Below are 18,214 nucleotides of genomic sequence, written 5' to 3' on the forward strand. Positions count from 1 at the left end.
GCGGCGCACACCACTGTGACCGCCCGGCGGCGGCTTCCCCAGTGGCAGCCGGTGCCTGGGCACGGCACGACCAGGCTGAGCCCGCGACACCGAGCACCGAAGAGGCGATACTTTCGGCATGGCATTGGAACGACGTGCAGAACTGGGTGAGTTCCTCCGCTCCCGCCGGGCCCGCCTGCGGCCGGAGGAGCTGGGGTTGCCGGCATACGGAGGACGCCGCAGGGTGCCGGGCCTGCGACGGGAAGAGCTGGCGCAATTGGCCGGAGTGAGCGTCGACCACTACGTGCGGCTGGAGCAGGGTCGTACACTGCACTTCTCGGAAGCGGTGCTGGACGCCGTCGCCCGGGCCCTGCGCCTGGACGCGGTGGAGCGCGCGCACCTCTACCGCCTGGCCCGCCCCTGGCCGGAGACGGGAGCCTTCGACGGCGAAGGCGAGCAGGACCAACGTCAGCAGGTGCGGCCGGGGTTGCGCCGGCTGTTGGACTCCACGCCCGACGTCCCGGCGTACATCGTCGGCCGGAACACCGACGTCCTGGCCTGGAACCGGCTCGCCGCGGCGCTGATCACCGACTTCGGAGCGCTGCCGCCCCGGCAACGCAATCTGGCCCGCCTGGTGTTCCTGGACGAGGGCATGCGCAACCTCTACGCCGACTGGCGCGGCAAGGCCGGCGATGTGGCGGCCTACCTCCGCCTGGACGCCGGACGCCACCCGGACGACCCGCACACCGCCGAGCTGCTGGACGAACTCGCCGCGGGCAGCACGGAGTTCCGTGCGGCATGGGCGGAGCACCGGCTCAAGGACAAGACGCACGGCCGGTACGTCTACCGTCATCCCGTCGTGGGCGAGCTGGACCTGGGTTTCGAGACGCTGCGGCTGCCCGACGATCCGGACCAGGCACTCATCGCCCACACCGTCGACGAGGGAACCCCGTCGGAGACGGCACTGCGGCTGCTGGCCAACTGGGCGCGCGAAACGCTGCCGATGGGCGCCGAACGCTGAGACCGGCCGCTCTCCTTCGAACTCCTCGCATGCGCCCTCGGCCACGATCGCGCGGAGTTCACCCGGTGCGCCCTTTCCAGGAGTCGCCACAAACACCGCTACTGATCATTCCGTCCACTCGGCGGCGCCGGGAGAAATGCGAAAGCGAAGGAATTCGCGAAAGGTCGACATGGACATGGACATGGGCATAGGCAATAAGTGCAGGCGCAGTCCCCTTACTCTCCGGGAGAATTGCGGTTCCGGGTAAGGAATCCCGGCGGTAATGCGCAGCCTTGCGACTTCCCTCAGCCGCTGTGGGGATTACGGGTACAGTTCACGTTATGTCTGTCCCTTCCGCCTCCCTGGCCCCCGCCACCACCGGACGAATAGCCGACCCGGCACCCGTCGGTGCGCACAGGTGGCGGGCCTGGCTGGTTCCGGGCCTGCCGGCCTCGCTGGCCCTCGCGCTGGGCCTGTGGGGGCTGCACCGGCAGGGAGCGATATGGCGGGACGAGGCCGCGACATGGGAGGTTGCCCAGCGGTCCGCATCCGAGATCTGGCACATGATCGCGAACATGGACGTCGTCCATACCCTCTACTACCTGCTGGTGCACGCCCTCTTCGAGGTCTTCGGAGCGAACCTGACGGCCTTGCGACTGCCGTCGGTGCTGGGTGGTGTGGTCGCCGCGGCGGTCACCGCGGCGACGGGACGCAGGCTCGCCGGCCCCCTGGGGGGCGTCGCGGCGGGCCTGGCACTGGCCCTGCTGCCGGTGATGCAGCGGTACACGCAGGAAGGGCGCTCCTTCGCGCTGGTGGCCGCGGGGGTGGCGGTCGGGACATGGCTGCTGACCGGTGTGCTGGGCCCGGCCGGGCCGGTGGGAACTTCCGCCCGGCGCGACGAGCACCGGAACCGGACCGCGGGGCTCTGGCTCTGGTGCGCCTACGCGACGGTCATGCTCGCCACCGCGCTGCTCAACTGGCTCTCGCTCTTCGCCCTGACCGCCCACGGCATCACCGTCCTGCTCACCAGGCGCGAGGGCCAACGCCGCCTGCTGTCACGGTGGTTGGTGACTGCGGTGATCGTGGTGGCCGGGACGCTGCCGCTCATCGTCGCCAGCAGCCGCCAGACACGGTTGGTGGCCTGGATCCAGCCTCCCTCGGTCGCGAGTCTGCTGGGGGTGACGGCCATGTTGATCGTCGCCCTGGCGTGCACCCGGGTGCCGCCGACACCGGACCGGCAACGCACCCGCCTGTCGCCGGCCTCGGTGGGACTGCCGCTGCTCGCCGTCCCGCACCTCGGCCTGCTCCTGGCCTCCTGGCTCGTCAAGCCGCTCTACGTCGACCGCTATGTGCTCTACGCCTCCCTCGGGTTGTCGCTCCTCGTCGGCCCCGCCCTTGCCTGGTCGGCGCGGACGGTCGCCGCGCGCATCCGGACCCGCCACCACCGCGGACGGCCTCGCGCCGAAGCCCTGCTCGGCGCAGTGGTGGCAGTCGCCTTCCTCGCGCTGCTCCCCCTGGAGTTGAGCCTGCGCACCCCCCTGAGCCGGACCGACGACGTACGGGCGGCGACGCGCGAGGTCACCACGCTGGCCCGCCCGGGCGACGGCATCGTCTTCCTTCCCGCCCAGCGGCGCGACATGGCGCTCGTCGATCCCATGCCGTTCGGCGGTCTCGACGACCTCGCGCTGGCCAAGTCCCCCACCACCTCGGGGACCCTCTACGGTGTCGAGGTCGATCCCGCGGAGATCCAGGCCGCCATGCTGACCCGCAAACGCCTCGTCGTCGTCAGCGACAGCGGCTCCTCCCCCCAGGCCGAAACACCCCAGGACCTGGCCAAACTCTCCACCCTCGCCCATCACTTCACGCTCACGTCGTCCGACGATGCCGGCGGGCGCCGGGTGGCGACGTACGAACGCAACGAGCGGCCCCGGTGACCCGCACGTCCCCGGGGCCGCGTCGCTCCGCTCAGTTGCCGTAGTCGTTCTGCTCGGCGAACCTCCCCGCCAGGGCCGTGAGCAGCTCGGGCGCGTCGTCGCGCGGCAGCACGGCCTCGATCAGTACCAGCCGGTCCGGGGTGTCGGTGGCCAGGCGGAACGCGTCCGCCAGCTCCGCGGGGGTCGTCACGCGCCGGGTGACGCAGCGGTCGCCGGCGCCGAACGCGGCCGGTAGCGCCGTGTAGTCCCAGGCGGCGATGTCGTTGTACGGCGCGGTGGCACCGTGGATGGCGCGCTCGACGGTGTAGCCGTCGTTGTTGATGACGACGACCACGGGCGACAGACCGTAGCGGGCCAGTGTGCCCAGTTCCTGGGCGGTCAGCTGCAGGGAGCCGTCGCCGATGACGAGCACCGACCGCCGGTCGGGAGCGGCGAGTTGGGTGCCGAGGGTGGCCGGGAGGGTGTAGCCGATCGAGCCCCACATCGGCTGCCCGACGAAGCGCGCGTCGCGCGGCAGCGGAAGTTCCTGGGCGCCGAAGAACGCGGTGCCCTGCTCGGCGACGAGCACGCCGGCCGGTGGGAGGAAGGCGCCCACGGCCGCCCAGAGCGCGTCCTGGGTGAGCGGGCCGTCCGCCGCTCCGCGGTTCGGCCCGGCCACCGGTGCCGTGGTGGGCGCCGCCGACGTGCCGTGGCCCGCGGGCTCGGGCAGCCGCAGTTCCCGGACCAGTGCGGTCAGTGTCGCGAGGGCATCGGCCATCGTCACGCCCGCGAACTCCGCGCCACGGACGGTGGCCCGCCCCGGGCGCAGTTCGATGGTGCGGCCGGCGGGGAAGTGGTGGGTGAACCCGCCGGTCACGGTGTCGGTCACGGGCGCACCGGTCAGGATGAGGCAGTCGGCCTCCTCCACCGCCGTCCGCGCCGACTTGGTGCTGAACTCGCCGGTGTAGACACCCGCGAAGCCCGGTGCGCCCTCGTCCACCAGACCCTTCCCGGTGGAGTACACGGCGGCGCGCACCGGGGCGGCGGCGAGCAGTTCGGCGAGTGGGGCGCGCAGTCCGTGTCGGTCCGCCTCGTGGCCCGCGAGCACCGTCACGGTCCGGGCCCCGGCCAGCATGCGCGCGGCGGCGTCGCGGAAGGCGCGCAGCAGTGCGGGATCGGTCGGGGCGTCGGCGGCGGCCAGTGGCGCGGCGGGTTCGGGGACCCGGGCCGGTACGACGTCGGTGGGGAGGTTGAGGTGGACCGGCTTGCGGTGCCGGCGCAGGGCGTTGAGCACCCGGTCGATCTCGGCCGGTGCGTTCTGGGCGGTCAGGGTGGCCCGGGCCACGGTGACTTCCGCGAACATCCGGCCGAAGTGGTCGTACTCGCCGTCCATGAGGGTGTGGTGCACGGGCGCGCCGGCCGTCGCCACCGCCGTCGCGGGCATCCCCGTGATCGCGAGGACGGGGACGGACTCGGCGTAGGAGCCCGCTATCGCGTTGACGGCGGAGAGTTCGCCGACTCCGAAGGTGGTCACCACCGCGGCGGCGCCGCGCAGCCGGCCGTAGCCGTCGGCCGCGTATCCGGCGTCGAGTTCGTTGCAGGTGCCGACCCACTCCAGTCCGGGGCAGGCGACGACCTGGTCGAGGAAGCCGAGGTTGTAGTCGCCCGGCACGCCGAAGACGTGCTCGATGTCCATCTCGCGCAGGCGGCGGAGGAGGTATGCGCCGACGGTGATCTCCGACATCGCGGTCACCGGCCTTTCTTGCGTTGCACGTTCAGCACTGCGCCGGAGTGCCGATCGGCACCGGCGGCAGCGCGCCGAAATAGGTCAAGGCTCTTGACCTTAATGCCGAGCGTACGTGGGCCCGGGGTAATATGTCAACATGCTTGACCCTTCTCGCCCGGACGCCTTCGACCGCGACTTCACGCTCTTCTACTTCGCCTACCGCGCCTTCACCGGCGCCGCCGACGACGCCCTCGCCGAACACGGCATGGGCCGCGCCCACCACCGCATCCTCACGTTCCTCGCCTACTCCCCCGGCATGAGCGTCGGAGAGCTCTGCGACACCCTCGACCTCACCAAGCAGGCCATCAACGCCCCGCTGCGCCGGCTGATCGACGAGGACCTGGTCCACGTCGCCCCCGGCGCCAAGGACCGCCGCCGCAAGGAACTCCACCTCACCGACCGCGGTGCCACCCTCGAACGCACCCTGCACGCCAGGCAGCGCGCCCTCTTCCACTCCGCGCTGCAGCAGGCCGGCCCGACCGCCGCCGCGGGCTGGCGAGCCGTCCTCGCCCCGCTCGCCGGGGCGGACTGGTCGGCCTTCACCGCGGCCGTCGCGGACCGCGAACGGACAACCGGGGAGGACGAAGAGCACCACACCCGGTCGACCTGAGCCCTGCCGACACCTCCCACGACCGCACCGTTCCCCTTCGTGAGCCATGGAGCCGAGGGCGCGGTGAGCCGTCGTCGGTAGCGGCAGCGTTGCGACAGGCAGGAACCGAACCGATGCGGCACCCGTCTCTCGCACCATGACTTCTGACGAGCGACAAGGGCACGCGACCTCCACCGGGCCCACCTCGACATCCGCTGTGGCTGTGTATCCGTCGAAGGTCAACGACTACAACAGCTTCGCCGAGGCATACACGGCCGAGAATGAGAACAATCTCCTCAACGCCCACTATGAGCGTCCTACGATGCTGGCCCTCGCCGGAGATGTGGCCGGGCGGCGGATCCTCGACGCCGGCTGCGGTGCCGGGCCCCTGGCTGCGGCACTGCGTGACCGTGGCGCCTTCGTGAACGGCTTCGACGCAAGTGCCGGGATGGTGGAGCTGGCCCGACGACGGCTCGGCGACGATGCGGATCTCCGAGTGACCGACCTGGGCAGCCCCCTTCCCTACGCCGACGACACGTTCGACGACGTCGTCGCGTCCCTGGTGCTGCACTATCTGGAGGACTGGGGGCCGGCGCTGACCGAGCTGCGCCGCGTGCTCAAGCCCGGCGGTCGGCTGATCGCGTCCGTCGAGCACCCCTTTGCGATCAACCTCATGCACCGTCAGGCCGGCCGCGAGGCCGAGTACAACTACTTCGACACCACCAACTGGACCGACGAGTGGACCATGGGCGGTCAGACGGCCCTGATGAGCCGCTGGCACAGGCCGCTGCATGCGATGACCGACGCCTTTACCGAGGCAGGCTTCCGGATCACGGTCATCAGCGAGCCGGAGCCGGACGCAGCAGCCGGCAAGCTGTTCCCCGAAGCCATCGCGGCCACGCCACGCTTCCTGTGCTTCCTGTTCTTCGTGCTGCAAGCGGACTGACTCCGGAGCGCACCAGGCTGCAGCACAACGCCGCCGCTACCGACGACGGCTCACCACGCCCTCAGCTCCATAGCTCACGAAATCGGACTGGAGCACTAGCGGCGGCGGCCGGTGACCGTGAAGGCCACCGAGTACGTCAACGTCTCCTCGCTGTCCAGGTGCGCCAGGAACGCGGCGACCGCCTCCTCCCCCGCCGCGGGCGAGCCGAGGGCGCGCGCGATGAGGGGCCGGGCGATGTCGAGCTTGAGCTCCCACTGGCCGCGCTGTACCGGGTCGATCCGCCCGGCGATCAGGTGGTACGGATCGACCCGCACGTCCAGGTCGGTCAGCCCGGCCCGGCGGGCGAGCCCGTACAGACGGCGGCCGGTGTGCGGATCGAAGCCGGCCGCCGCGAGCGCGTTCGTGACCGGGTCGAGCAGGGCGCTCAGCTCGGGGCCGACGGGGTCGTGCCAGACGAGCTGGCCGTCGAGGTCGAAGAGCACGACCGTGCCGCCCGGCCGGGTGACGCGGGCCATCTCGGCGACGGCCGCCTCCCGTTCGGCGACGTACTGGAGCATCAACCGCGAGTACACGACGTCGAAGGACCCGTCCGCCAGGGGCAGCGCGCGGGCGTCGCCGGAGCGCCGCTGCAGACCGGTGCCGGCCGGCCCGCCCGCCGCGAGCCGTTCGGGGTTGCCGTCGAAGGCGACCACCTCCGCAGCCGGTCGGGCCCGGAGCACGGCCTCGGCGATGTGACCGGGACCGGCGCCCACGTCGAGCACGCGGGCCCCGGGGGTACTTGGCAGCACCGGGTCCAGATAGGTGCGCACCCACGCGTCGGCGTCGACCTTGGCCACCAGTCGGCCGGCCTCGCGCCGGTCCTCCATCAGGTACGGGACGGTCATGCCGTGCTCCTCGGGTAGACGCCCCGGCCGCGCAGCCGCTGGGCGTACAGATCGTCGATGTGCCGGTAGAGATCGGGGTACGCCTCCGCGAGCCACAGGGCCCGCGTGTACGGACGCACGGGTTCGGCCCCGGCCAGGATCAGGTGGTCGACCGGGGTGGCGGTGGTGAGCGGGACGGCGGCGGGCTCGAAGTCCGTGTAGGCGTGGCAGGCCGCCGTCAGCAGGGTGTCCGTCGCCCGCCGGGTCTCGGTCGCGTCGAGGCCGGGCCTGATGAGCACGTCGCAACGATTCTCCAGGAAGGAGAAGTTGAAGCCCAGCGGCCCCCGATAGGCGAGCGCCGCCGCCCGTACCGCTCCGGAGGCGTCGTACAGGACCCAGATCCGTCGGTGGCGGCGCAGCCCGACGAGGCGGTAGAGCCGGTCCACGTCGGCGAGGCGCAGGTCGTCGCGGTCCAGCCCCTCGGCCCGTGCGTAGACCGCGCCCCGGCAGCGGCGGGCCAGCTCCGCCAGCTCGGGGCAGGCACCGCCGTCCAGTTCGGCGACGGAGCCGGCCGAACCGTCCGGGCGGAGCGCACGGGCCAGCGCCAGCGGGACCATCACGTAGTCGCCGGGAGCGACGAGGGAGTGCTCGGGACCGAGGCTTCGCTCGATGGTGCCGAACGCGAGGGCGGCGAAGCGGTTGGCGGGGCTGAACCAGTTCTGCGCGGCGACGTCCTGCCGCTCGACCATCCGGACCGCCTGCGCGGCCAGCATCACCGCCCGCCCGCCGGCGAGGGTGCCCGAACTGACCAGGTGCTGGGTCTGCCAGCCCGCGTGTGTGGAACGCCAGGAGGTGAGCGAGGCCCAGCCGCCGCCGGGCTCGTCGCGGCTCGCGACCCAGTGGAGCAGCTCACCGGCCCGGCGGGCGCGCTGCCAGTTGTCCAGGATGAGCGGCCAGTAGGGGGCGAGCCGGGCCCGTTTGGCCGGGTAGAGAAAGCGGGAGCGCTCGTAGCGGTCGAAGAGTTCGGCCGGTGGGAACGCATTCACCTCGCACCCGAAGTCGGACCACGTGCCGGAGGCGACCCGGTCCGCGACTGCGGCGACGGTCATGGGACGTGACCTGTCCTTTCATGGAGCTTCTGAGATCAACAGAGACTCCAACGGCCGACATCGACAAAGGTGACGGCCATCCGGGTGACGTGCCCCGAACACCAGATCGCCCGACGCCGACGTCCTCGCCGTCGTCCTCGCCGTCGTCCTCCTCCTCGTCCTCCTCCTCGTCCTCGTCCGCAGGGACCGCCCGGCGGGGCTGCCCGGAGAGACCACCAGCGGGATCGGGTGCTGTCCTGGCGTGAACCGTGTCGACGCCGGGCCCGGAACCCGCGTTGGCGATCGCCGTCATGTGCCACTCGGGTCCGCGGGTGGGTCAACGTCGCGTCGGCAGGCGGGAGGTGGGACGGACAGCGCACGCAGGAACACCTGCCGCATGATCTCCGAGGTGTCGTATGCCGTGGTTGCGGCGAGGTCCTCATCACCGCTGTCGTCTGTGGGGACGGAGTTCAATTCGTCCTCCTCTCTCGGTGATTGGGGGCCGTCTGCCTCTCGCGGTGAATGGGGTTCGTCTGCCTCTCGCGGTGAGTTGGGGTGGGTTGGGGCGGTCGCGTCCGGGCTTGTCCGGCGGCGTGGGCACCGGGCAGCAGTGCGGCAGGAAGGAGTCCGAGTGCCGCGCAGCCGGCCAGGACCAGCAGGGCAAGGCCCGTCCCCGGGGCGGGAGTTGCGTCGGTGACAGCGGGCCCCCCGGTGGACACACCGGTCACACTGGCGGCGACGGCGATGCCGAGGGTCGGGCCGATGTTCATGGCGGTCTGCTTGAGGCCGCCGACGACCCCGGCGTATCCGGCCGGCGCGTCACCGACGACGGTCCCGGTGGCGGTGACCATCACGGTGGCGAACCCCGCACCGACCACGGCGAAGGTCGCGCCCATGGCCACCCACATGCCCGTCGGGTCGTCGAACCGGGACAGCCCGGCGATGCCGAGGGCGCAGAGAGCCGTTCCGACGATCGCGACGCGGCGCGGGCCGTACCGACGCAGTGCCCTGCTGGCGACGGGTGCGCCGAGGACCATCAGTACGGTCAGCGGAAGGACGCGCAGGCCGCTGGCGAGCGGATCGAGGCGAAGTACGTCCTGGAGGTGGAACGTGGCGGTGAACAGCGCGCCGAACAGGCCGGCAGAGGTGACCAGCAAGAGCGCCATCGACGCCGTCACCGGCACGGACCGCGCCACGGCATGAGGCACGACGGGATGCGCGGTGCGGCGTTCGTGCCAGGCGAGCAGCGCCGCGAGACCCACGACGACGAGGAGTCCGAGCAGCGTCGGCGCCCCGGTCCATCCGTGCGCCGGCACACCCGCCAGGGTGTGGACCAGGGCGACCAGCACGGTCGCCAGAAGGGCCGCGCCGGCGACGTCGAGCCGCTGAGAAGATGCCGGCCGCGGTACCGGCGGTCGGACGACGAGGGTGAGTGCGGCGATCAGGACCGCGATGGGGGCGTTGATCCAGAACACGGCACGCCAGCCCAGATGCGCGACGAGGACGCCCCCGAGGACCGGACCGGCTCCCGAGGCCACCGCGATGGCGCTGGTGCGGAGGGCAACCGGCGTGCCGAGCCGGTCCGCCGGATAGGTCAGTCGCAACAGCGCGAGCGTCGCCGGCTGGAGCAGCGCGCCGAACACCCCTTGCGCGGCGCGCAGTCCGATCACCCAGCCGATCGACGGCGCGAGCGCGATACCGGCCGAGACGGCCCCGAATCCGAGTACGCCGGCGAACAGCAGCCGCCCGTGGCCGTACCGGTCCCCCAGGCGCCCGGCGATGACGAGAAGCGAGGCAACCGCGAGCAGATAGCCGGTGCTCGTCCACTGGACCTGCGCCATGCTCGCGCCGAGATCACGCTGCAGGCCGGGCTGCGCCACCAGCAGCACCGTGCCGTCCAGCGCGACGAGCATCGCGCCGGCCATGCTGACCAGGAGCGCGACGTGTCGCCGCGGGGGCGCGGTCACGAGCTCACCGGGCCCAGGTGAGTATCCAGCACCGCCGCGACGAACTGATCCAGTCGGTCGTCGAGTCGATCGCCGAGTTGGTCATCGAGTCGGGCGACGCGCGGTGCACCGTCGGGGAGTTGAGCATCGAGCACCAGCGGAAGACTGCCCCACGCCCACAACTGGGCGATGCCGTGCAGATTCGACCACAGGGCGGCGGCCGTGACCGCCGCCCCTGTCGCCGTCCCGTCCGGGCCGCCGGGTTGGTGCGCGGTCCCCTGCTCCGCCCGGCATCGGGCGACAAGGGCGACGATGTGCTCGAAAAGCGGCAGGGTCGACTCCCGCAGCCGCGGCTGGTCCGCCCCGCGCTGTTCACTCTGTTCACTCTGTTCACTGTCGAGCAGATCATGACGGAACATCAGCTCGAACATGCCTCGGCGCTCCAGCGCGAATCCGACGTACACCCGGGCGACCGCCCGCAGTTGATCCCTCGCCGTCGTGGCGTCGGCGAGGGCGGTCGCGAACCGGGCGCCGAGGTCCGCGAAGCCGCGCCGGGCGATCGCGGAGAGCAGGGCGTGGTGCGTGGGGAAGTACCGCCGCGGCGCCCCATGGGACACCCCCGCCCGACGGGCGATCTCACGAAGTCCCAAGGACGCGGATCCCTCGCTCAGAACGAGGTCCACCCCCACATCGACCAACCGCTCCCGAAGCGAGCTCTCACTATCCATAGACACTGTCTACCAGTACGCGTAGACAGTGTCTACTGTCCAGCCAGTCTCCAGTCACCGTTCTCCGCTCACCGCTCTCGCCCGGCCGGAACGTCTCGTACCGGCACCCCTCGCTCCCCCACCGGCTCATGACCGGGCGGACGCCTCCGCGGCCGCCGACTCCTCGGCGACTACCGAGGTGGCCGCTCTGCCCGGCAGGAACCAGCCCGAGACCAGGACGGCGACGGCTGCCGCGAACACCCACCACGAGGCGCCCCGGAAGGACTGCACCTGCGCACTGCCGGCGTCTGTCTGGCTCTGGAGCAGGAGCGCGACGACGGCGGTACCGAGCGACGCGCCGAGCTGGTTGATGATGTAGAGCGCCGAAGTGCCTTGGGCGATGGCGTCCTGGGGCAGCGTCCGATAGAGCGAGCCCATGGTGGGTGCGCCGATGAAGCCCAGTCCGACGCCGGCACCGAAGGCGCACAGGCCCAGGAGGATTTCACTGGTGTGGTCGTCCGCCTGGGTGTGGACGAGCGCGCCGAGGGCGACGATCAGGCCGCCGAGGGGGGCCAGTCGTCGGGCGCCGACCGTGTCGCCGAGGCGACCGGCGATGGGCATCGCCAGGAAGGAGCCGATGCCGAGCGGGGCGAGAAGGAGTCCTGCCGCGAGGACTTCGTGCCCACGGACTCGCTGTTGGTAGAGCGGCACCAGGAAAAGCATCGAGAAGAGCATGATGCCGGTCAGGCCCATGACGGTGACGCTGGCGGCGAAGCCGCGACTGCGGAACAGGTTCAGTCGGATGATGGCCTTCACCCCGACCCTGGCCGCGTGGGCACAGTAGGCGGCCAGCAGCACCGCCCCCAGAACGAGGGCGACGATCACGGGCGCGGCGCCGAATCCGGCGTCGCCGGCGGCCTGCGACAACGCGAAGGCGAGGATGGCGAAGGCCGGGCCCAGCAGCGCCAGCCCGATGATGTCGAGTCGGGGCGCAGCGGAGCGTTCCCGTGAGGACGGGTCGGCCGGTATCACCCGCAGGGACAGCAGGATTGCCACCAGCCCGATCGGCAGGTTGATCAGGAACATCCAACGCCAGTCCAGGCCCTGGATGATGACGCCGCCGAGGATCGGCCCCAGGACGGGCCCGAGGGGGATGACGATGCCCATCAGGCCCATCACCCGGCCGACTCGGCTCGGTCCGGCGACCTTGGCGAGCACGGTGAGCATGATCGGGTCGAGCATCCCGCCGCCGAAGCCCTGGATGACGCGGAAGGCGATCAGACTCCCGATGTCCCAGGAGACGCCGGAGGCCAGCGACCCCAGGACGAAGAGCGAGAGCCCGATCAACCACATCTTCTTGCTGCCGAACCGTTCCACCGCCCATGCGGTGAACGGGATGGCGATACCGACGGCCAGGAGATAGCCGGTGGCCACCCATCCGACGGTGTTGAGGGTGGTGCCGAAGTGATGGGCCATCGTGCCGATGCCGACGTTCACGACCGTGCCGTCGAGCAGGCCCATGAGCCCGCCCAGCAGCAGCACACCGATCAGCCGTAACAGCCCTGGATCCAGACGATCGCCACGCGCTTGCGTCATGTGCCTCTCCGGTCGCACTGAGGGAAGGACGAGCGAGATTGAACTCAGTAGTTCAATCTAATGCCCACTCCAGTAAGCCCGCAATCGGCCACCCACGCACGGGAGATGGGGTCAGGGCGCCATAACTCGGCGCATTACGCACATTGTTGGCGTCTTCGATGGCGCCGATCGGGGCGCAGGATCGATCAGGCGCACACCGACGACCACGCCCCCTCCGGAGGCCGTGGCACTGCTGCCGTCGGCGACCCGCGGCGCCCCGCGTTCACGCGAGGAGGTGACTGGTATGGGAGAGACGGCGGGCCGTGGCCAGGAGGGACTGGACCTGGGGGCCGGCCTGCTCGATGCGGGTCACGGGAGTGGTGAACGGCAGGCGGACGTCGCGGTGGGAACGGGGGTATTCGAGGCGGAGGGTGATGCCGTAGCGGTCCATGGCCACCGGAAGGGCACGCAGCACGCCGGCTTCGGGGACGGGACGGACGAGGCGGAGCAGGAGCGGAACGTATTCGCCGTGTGCGTCGACGAGGTGGGTCAGCATCTCGGCCTCGCCCTTCGCCAACGGGTCGAGCTCGGCCGCCTCCAGCTCCTGGAGCGTGACATAGGCACGCCCTGCCACGTCTTCCAGGACCGCCTGGCCGAACTCCAGGCAAGCACTGCTCACGGAAGCGGAGTTGTACGGGGCGGTCAGGAGTCCGGCCACCGTGACCCGGGCGCGAAGCCGGTCGCGGACGGGGGTGGGGGCGATGTCGGTGAGTTCCAAACGGACCGGGACACGCCCGGCCGAGGGAGCATCGACGCGTTCGCATGGGGCGTGCAGGTGGAAGAGACCCGTCGCCCCGACCCCGTCGAGACGGTGGACTTCACTGCGCAACCCGTCGCTCACCACGGTCATGGAGTGGGCGACGGTCAGGATCGAGCGGACGCGCTCGGCAGCGGTCGGTGCGATGACACGGGCACGGGATGAGCGCATCCGGCTTCTCCAGACCAAGCAAGAGGGAACTTAGGTTTGCCTAACCTAACCTACTTGAATCCGGGGTGCGAGTGCCCCCGACCACCCCGCGCCGTCCGGATGTCACCGGATCGAATGCTTCGGCGGCGGTCCGTTCGCGCGCGGCCATCTCGTCCATGAAGTCGTCCACGAAGTCCTCGTTATCGACGAAACGCCCGAACCAGTTGGCGAATCGCTCGGCGAACTCCTCGTCCGCGGCCGCCACGAGGGCGTTGGGGTCGGGCGCCGCGGCGAGGCCGAAGTGCTCCTTCAGCCAGGCGAGATACTGTCCGTTGTCCCGGATCTCGAAGCCGGCATCACCGTCACCGTCACGGTCGCCGTCACCATCGCGGTCGCCGTCACCCTCGCGGTCGCGGTCGCGGCCATCGTCGTCACTGTCGTCGTCAGCTTCGCCGTCGGCTTCGTCGTCGAACCAGGCAGAGTAGTCGCCGACGTAGAGCGCCCTGTCGCAACCGAGTTGTTGGAAGAGTTCCCGAAGATTGCGGGCGACGAGGCCGATGCCGCCTTCGTCTCCGAACACCACCACAGGCAGCGTTGCCAGATCGGCGCGGTCGTCGACGCGCCACAGGGCATAGCGGGATCCGGAGGCGTTGGCGACCGCGAAGGAACGGAAGCGGTCGAGGAACTCCGGATCCTTCGACCAGGTGTCGATGCCCGAGGTGTCTCCGAACCTGCCAAAGCCCTGGATCCTGGCATGGAGGTGCATGTCGGGCCAGCCGTCCGTGTGCAACAGCGTTCCAGGATCTCCCTGCCGTCCGCGGCGCTCTCGTGAAGAAGCGCGGATCCCGTCCCTGACCTGGGGCAAGGTCAGGGACGGGACGGTTGTGCGGGCGCCGGCCGAGGACGGCGCCCGACAGACTGCGCCGGTTCAGGACAGCATGTGGACCTTGTACTGCATGAACCGGTAGTTCCGGGAGTCGTACCACTGGCTGACGACGATGTGGAAGTTGCCGAACGTCGAACCGGGCACGACGAATCCGCCGTACGGACTGGCGACGAGGTTGCCCACCTCCTGGCCCGGAGCGCCGGGCAGGATCATCGTCTGCTCCAACGTCTTGGTCAGGTCCGACGTCGGGAGCGGGAACACCATCGCCCGGATCGACAGCGGGTTCATGTTCAGCCAGGTGAGGACGTACTTGCCGTCCATGGCGCGGAAGCAGATCTCGCCCCACTTGCGGACGCCGAAGACCGTCGTCGGAGGTGCACCCCACCGCCAGTCACCGTCGGCGTAGCCCCACGGCTCGTAGGCGTCCGGGTTGCCGAGGTCTTCCTTGCGCACCCGGTGCAGCAGCATGCCCGAGTCCACCTCGCGGTTGAAGACCGTGGACAGGACGTAGCAGTAGCCGTCACCGGCCACGGCGTAGGTCTTCTGCTGGAACTGGCCGCCGTGCAGGTCGCCCGGCCACTGGCACAGGTACTCCCAGGTCTCCCCGTTGTCGGTGGAGCGCCAGAAGTCCGTGTGGTGGGTGTCGTAGATGACACCGCGCATGAGGTGCATGTACATGACGCCGTCGACGACGAACACATCGGAGGGGATCGCCGTCGTGGCCTTGTCGCCGACCGGGTTGTGCGGCTCGTCGACCAGGCTGTTGGCGTGCCCGCCGCCGACGCTGCCGTCGATGCGCAGGTTGTTCAGGTCCGCGCTGCCGGAGCGCAGGCCGACCGGGGCGCGCCAGTCGTCGGCGGGCTCGCCCGGCTGCGGTACGTGGTCGCCGTTGAAGGTGTCTCCGCCGACGAACAGCATGGTGCCGTTCGGGCACAGCACGGGGATGCCGAGGTCGGTCCACGGCGAGGCGAACGGACCGGTCTCGGCCGGGCCGCTCAGGTTCTTCACCTTGTACGCGATCGTCGGGCTGGACGGGTCGTTCGGCCCGCCGGCCCGCGCGATCCCGGTGCCCGAACCGATGACCCCCGCCCCCACGGCGGCGCCGAGACCGATCTTGAGGAGCTTGCGGCGGGAGTGCCCGCCGGCCATCGCGTCCTGCTCGTCCGATGGACGTGTCATTGTGTCGATGCCTTTCCGAGCCGACTCATGTGTGCAAAGAGGTGCCCTCGGCGCCATTGGCCTTTGTGCCACCACTGTCTTCGGCGAGGGACGCGCGGCGAGGGGCTCCGCCGCTCAAGACGCGTTGCGCGAGGCGGGGTTCACCGCGGTGCGCCCGTTGGACGGACAGGCTTCCGGTGGACGTCCGCACAGACATCGCACAGACATCGCGCGGACACGTCCGGCGTTCGCTCCCGGGCGGACGGAGCACCGGCACGTGTCACGCGTGGTGGGTCTGCCGGAGCGACCGGCTCCGGCAGGTGCGGCCCCCGCGGCAAGCAGCTGCCCGGACCTTCCCATGTGCCACCTTCTTTGCGTCCCCCCGTGCGCCGGTCCCTGGTGGGGGGACGACGACGCTCGGCAATCTGCCTGCACCGAACGATGTCGACACTAGCCACGGCCGATGAAATGGCGATGACACGACGATGACCCGGCTGGTGGAGATGCCGGGGCCGGCGCCCGGTCGGCGACCGCTCGGCCGGATGTCGTCGTCACGCACGCCGGTCGTCACCGACACCCGGGCCGCAACGCTGGCCACCGACCTCAAGGCACAGCACATCGCACCCGCTCCCGGTCTGACGATCGAGGTCCACGACAGGCATCCGCGGGAGCGTTTCCTGGCCGCCGGCCTGACCCACGCGGACGTGGAGGCCGCCGGCGCGTCATGACGCATCGCGACTTCCTGGCCGCGTCCTGCGTCATGTACTCCACGCAGGGCCGCCGCCCTTGGTGACGAAGGCCCGGTCGGGCTTGCGGTCATGGGCAACGGCCCGGTGTGCTGGGCGAGTTCGAGGGCGACGTGGGCTGCGGTGTCCCGCACGACCAGGGTGAGGACGAGTCCGGCGGCGCCGAACACCGCGCCGATGGGCTCGGGGAGAGGAAGCGGGCCGTGACGCACTGCCTGGGCGCCGGCACAGGCACCCGGCCGGCGGCGACACTCAGCCGGCGGCGCTCCGCAATCCGCCGAACAGCGACCTGCCCGGGGCACGGTGTCCCGCCCGGCCGCGGCACGTCCCGCGCGTTCGGCCGATCGCGAACACCGGTGTCGCGCCGCCCGGCAGTTGGCAGAGTGTCGGCCATGAAGATCACCAAGTTCGGTCACGCCTGCGTACGGCTGGAGAAGAACGGCCGTGCGGTCGTCATCGACCCGGGCGTGATGACCCCTGAGCCCGATGCGTCGGCAGGGGCCGAGGCCGTCTTCATCACGCACCAGCACTTCGACCACTTCGACCCCGAACGCCTGCGAGGATCCCGGGCACCCGTCTACACCTGCGCCGGAGTCGCCGAGCAGTTGAGCGAGTTGGGCGAGTTCGGCGAACGCGTACACGTGGTCCGCGGCGGCGACCACTTCTCCGTCGCCGGCTTCGAGGTGTCGGTCGCCGGCGACAAGCATCACCACAGCCACCCGGACGCGCCGCCGGTCGACAACGTCGGATTCCTGGTCGACGGGGAGGTCTTCCACCCGGGCGACGCCCTGACGGTGGTCGACGCGCCCACGCTCCTGTTGCCCGGCCAGGCACCGTGGCTGACGGTGCCCACCATGATCGAGTACCTGCGCCGGATGGCGCCGCGTCGCGCGTACGCCATCCACGACGGGCTGCTCAACGAGTGGGGTCTGAAGGTCCTGGACGACGTCCTGGCCAGGGAAGCCGGGCGGGCAGGCGCCGACGTCCGGCGGCTCCGCCCCGGCGAGAGCGTCGAGCTCTAGGGTCTGTCCGGTGGGTCAGGGTCGGACCCGGCCATGACTCATCGGACAGACCCCGGGGCCGCCGCCCGCGGAGAAGGTGTACGAGCGGCGGCGTGCCCTACCGCGTCTCGGTGTGGGAACGGGACCGGGACAGCGGCTTCCGTCCCCAGGCGGAGATCAGCGGTGCCGTCGTGGTGTCCAGGCTCCCGGACGCGATGTTCGCCAGATGCTCCTCGACTTCCTCGGCCGTGGCCAACCCGCCCTCGATCAGCCGATCCCGGATCTGCCGCACGGTCGCGGCCTCCAGCGCACTGCCGGTCGGAGACGTGATCGGGAAGTACGCATCGGCCTCGACGTCGACCAACCCGGCCGTACGCAGCAGCCTGGGCAGCGTACGGCCGAAGTCGAGCTGCGCGCCCCGCTCCGCGAGCAGCGAGCGAAACCCGCGCCGGATCCGGTTCGCCAGCTCCTGCTCGGGCCCGTACTCATCGGGGCAGGCCAGCGGTTGCAGCGCCGGATCGGCGTCCTCCAGCAGCAGCCACCCGCCGGGCCGCAGCGCCCGCACCATGGCCCGCAACGCAGCCTCGCGCCGCGGCACATGCACCAGGACGAGCCGCGCGTGCACCAGGTCGAACGAGCCCTCCGGCGCCTCGTCGGCGCCCACGTCGTGCCGCATCACCTCGTACGGCGCCCCGGCCTGCGGCATCCACGACGTATCGAGATCGGTGGCCAGTACCCGGCCCTTCTCCCCGACCCGCTCGGCCAACCACCCGGGCACACTCGGGCCGCCCGCCCCGACCTCCCAGCAACTCCAGCCCTCGGCGACGCCCAGCGCGCCCAGCCGTCGGAACGTCACCGGGTCGAACAACCGTGACAGCGCCGCGAACCGCTCCCCCGCCTCGGCCTGTCGGTTGTCGAGCAGATATCCCTTGTCCCGTTCCCGGGCAGCTTCGTCGTCCGTCACCACCCGAAAGTAACAGGCACGCTCCGGGCCGGTACGCCGGTCGAAGCGCCCTCACCGGCTCCGGCCATCGCCACCACCATCGCCTTCGTCCGCCTGTCGG

Annotated in this window: 16 protein-coding genes; 6 read left to right on the forward strand and 10 right to left on the reverse strand. The window is 70.9% G+C overall.

Going from position 1 to position 18,214, the window contains the following annotated elements:
• The first annotated feature begins 118 nt into the window (after positions 1–118).
• Together SNOUR_RS02715 and SNOUR_RS02720 are read left to right on the forward strand one after the other, a co-directional pair.
• Entirely contained in the window at positions 119–1,000 is an 882-nt protein-coding gene (locus SNOUR_RS02715) for a helix-turn-helix transcriptional regulator (RefSeq protein WP_067343514.1), read from the forward strand.
• Between the two features lie 320 nt (positions 1,001–1,320).
• The gene (locus SNOUR_RS02720; protein WP_312631756.1) at positions 1,321–2,913 is read left to right on the forward strand and encodes a glycosyltransferase family 39 protein; all 1,593 of its coding nucleotides are present in this window, start codon (positions 1,321–1,323) and stop codon (positions 2,911–2,913) included.
• 31 nt (positions 2,914–2,944) lie between these two features.
• On the opposite strand, the gene SNOUR_RS02725 is transcribed toward SNOUR_RS02720, so the two are convergent.
• Positions 2,945–4,636, reverse strand: coding sequence for an alpha-keto acid decarboxylase family protein (locus SNOUR_RS02725; RefSeq protein ID WP_067357606.1), 1,692 nt, complete (start codon positions 4,634–4,636; stop codon positions 2,945–2,947).
• A gap of 139 nt (positions 4,637–4,775) precedes the next feature.
• On the opposite strand from SNOUR_RS02725, the gene SNOUR_RS02730 reads away from it, so the two are divergent.
• Both SNOUR_RS02730 and SNOUR_RS02735 read left to right on the forward strand, forming a co-directional pair.
• Positions 4,776–5,288, forward strand: coding sequence for a MarR family winged helix-turn-helix transcriptional regulator (locus SNOUR_RS02730; protein ID WP_067343516.1), 513 nt, complete (start codon positions 4,776–4,778; stop codon positions 5,286–5,288).
• Between the two features lie 136 nt (positions 5,289–5,424).
• A complete protein-coding gene (locus SNOUR_RS02735) occupies positions 5,425–6,213 on the forward strand; it encodes a class I SAM-dependent methyltransferase (RefSeq protein WP_067343518.1) in 789 nt (262 codons plus the stop codon).
• Between the two features lie 95 nt (positions 6,214–6,308).
• Here SNOUR_RS02735 and SNOUR_RS02740 read toward each other — a convergent pair whose 3' ends face one another.
• From SNOUR_RS02740 to SNOUR_RS02775, 8 genes are all read right to left on the reverse strand, one after another.
• Positions 6,309–7,097, reverse strand: coding sequence for a methyltransferase domain-containing protein (locus tag SNOUR_RS02740; RefSeq protein ID WP_067343520.1), 789 nt, complete (start codon positions 7,095–7,097; stop codon positions 6,309–6,311).
• Positions 7,094–8,185 carry a hypothetical protein gene (locus SNOUR_RS02745; protein ID WP_067343522.1) on the reverse strand — a complete coding sequence of 364 codons (1,092 nt, stop codon included), beginning with the start codon at positions 8,183–8,185 and terminating at the stop codon, positions 7,094–7,096. Before SNOUR_RS02745 ends, SNOUR_RS02740 begins: the two co-directional genes overlap by 4 nt.
• A gap of 449 nt (positions 8,186–8,634) precedes the next feature.
• Complete coding sequence (locus SNOUR_RS02750; protein WP_376738494.1) at positions 8,635–10,131, reverse strand: MFS transporter; 1,497 nt, start codon at positions 10,129–10,131, stop codon at positions 8,635–8,637.
• Positions 10,128–10,838, reverse strand: a complete 711-nt coding sequence (locus SNOUR_RS02755) for a TetR/AcrR family transcriptional regulator (RefSeq protein ID WP_067343524.1) — start codon at positions 10,836–10,838, stop codon at positions 10,128–10,130. Before SNOUR_RS02755 ends, SNOUR_RS02750 begins: the two co-directional genes overlap by 4 nt.
• Before the next feature lie 126 nt (positions 10,839–10,964).
• Positions 10,965–12,413 (reverse strand): DHA2 family efflux MFS transporter permease subunit, encoded by a 1,449-nt coding sequence (locus SNOUR_RS02760; RefSeq protein ID WP_067343526.1) that lies wholly within the window; start codon positions 12,411–12,413, stop codon positions 10,965–10,967.
• A 262-nt stretch (positions 12,414–12,675) separates the two neighbouring features.
• On the reverse strand, positions 12,676–13,380 hold the full coding sequence (locus tag SNOUR_RS02765; RefSeq protein WP_067343528.1) for a DUF2470 domain-containing protein: 705 nt from the start codon (positions 13,378–13,380) through the stop codon (positions 12,676–12,678).
• A 40-nt stretch (positions 13,381–13,420) separates the two neighbouring features.
• Entirely contained in the window at positions 13,421–14,149 is a 729-nt protein-coding gene (locus SNOUR_RS45960; protein WP_067343529.1) for a hypothetical protein, read from the reverse strand.
• A gap of 138 nt (positions 14,150–14,287) precedes the next feature.
• Positions 14,288–15,424, reverse strand: coding sequence for a DUF4185 domain-containing protein (locus SNOUR_RS02775; RefSeq protein ID WP_067343531.1), 1,137 nt, complete (start codon positions 15,422–15,424; stop codon positions 14,288–14,290).
• A gap of 464 nt (positions 15,425–15,888) precedes the next feature.
• On the opposite strand from SNOUR_RS02775, the gene SNOUR_RS45965 reads away from it, so the two are divergent.
• Positions 15,889–16,131, forward strand: coding sequence for a hypothetical protein (locus SNOUR_RS45965; protein WP_067343533.1), 243 nt, complete (start codon positions 15,889–15,891; stop codon positions 16,129–16,131).
• 410 nt (positions 16,132–16,541) lie between these two features.
• Complete coding sequence (locus SNOUR_RS02785; RefSeq protein ID WP_067343535.1) at positions 16,542–17,171, forward strand: MBL fold metallo-hydrolase; 630 nt, start codon at positions 16,542–16,544, stop codon at positions 17,169–17,171.
• A 97-nt stretch (positions 17,172–17,268) separates the two neighbouring features.
• Here SNOUR_RS02785 and SNOUR_RS02790 read toward each other — a convergent pair whose 3' ends face one another.
• Positions 17,269–18,114: a methyltransferase domain-containing protein gene (locus tag SNOUR_RS02790; protein ID WP_067357609.1), complete on the reverse strand. Its 846-nt coding sequence runs from the start codon at positions 18,112–18,114 to the stop codon at positions 17,269–17,271.
• Between the last annotated feature and the right edge of the window lie 100 nt (positions 18,115–18,214).

This window comes from Streptomyces noursei ATCC 11455, assembly GCF_001704275.1.
Classification (GTDB): Bacteria; Actinomycetota; Actinomycetes; order Streptomycetales; family Streptomycetaceae; genus Streptomyces; species Streptomyces noursei.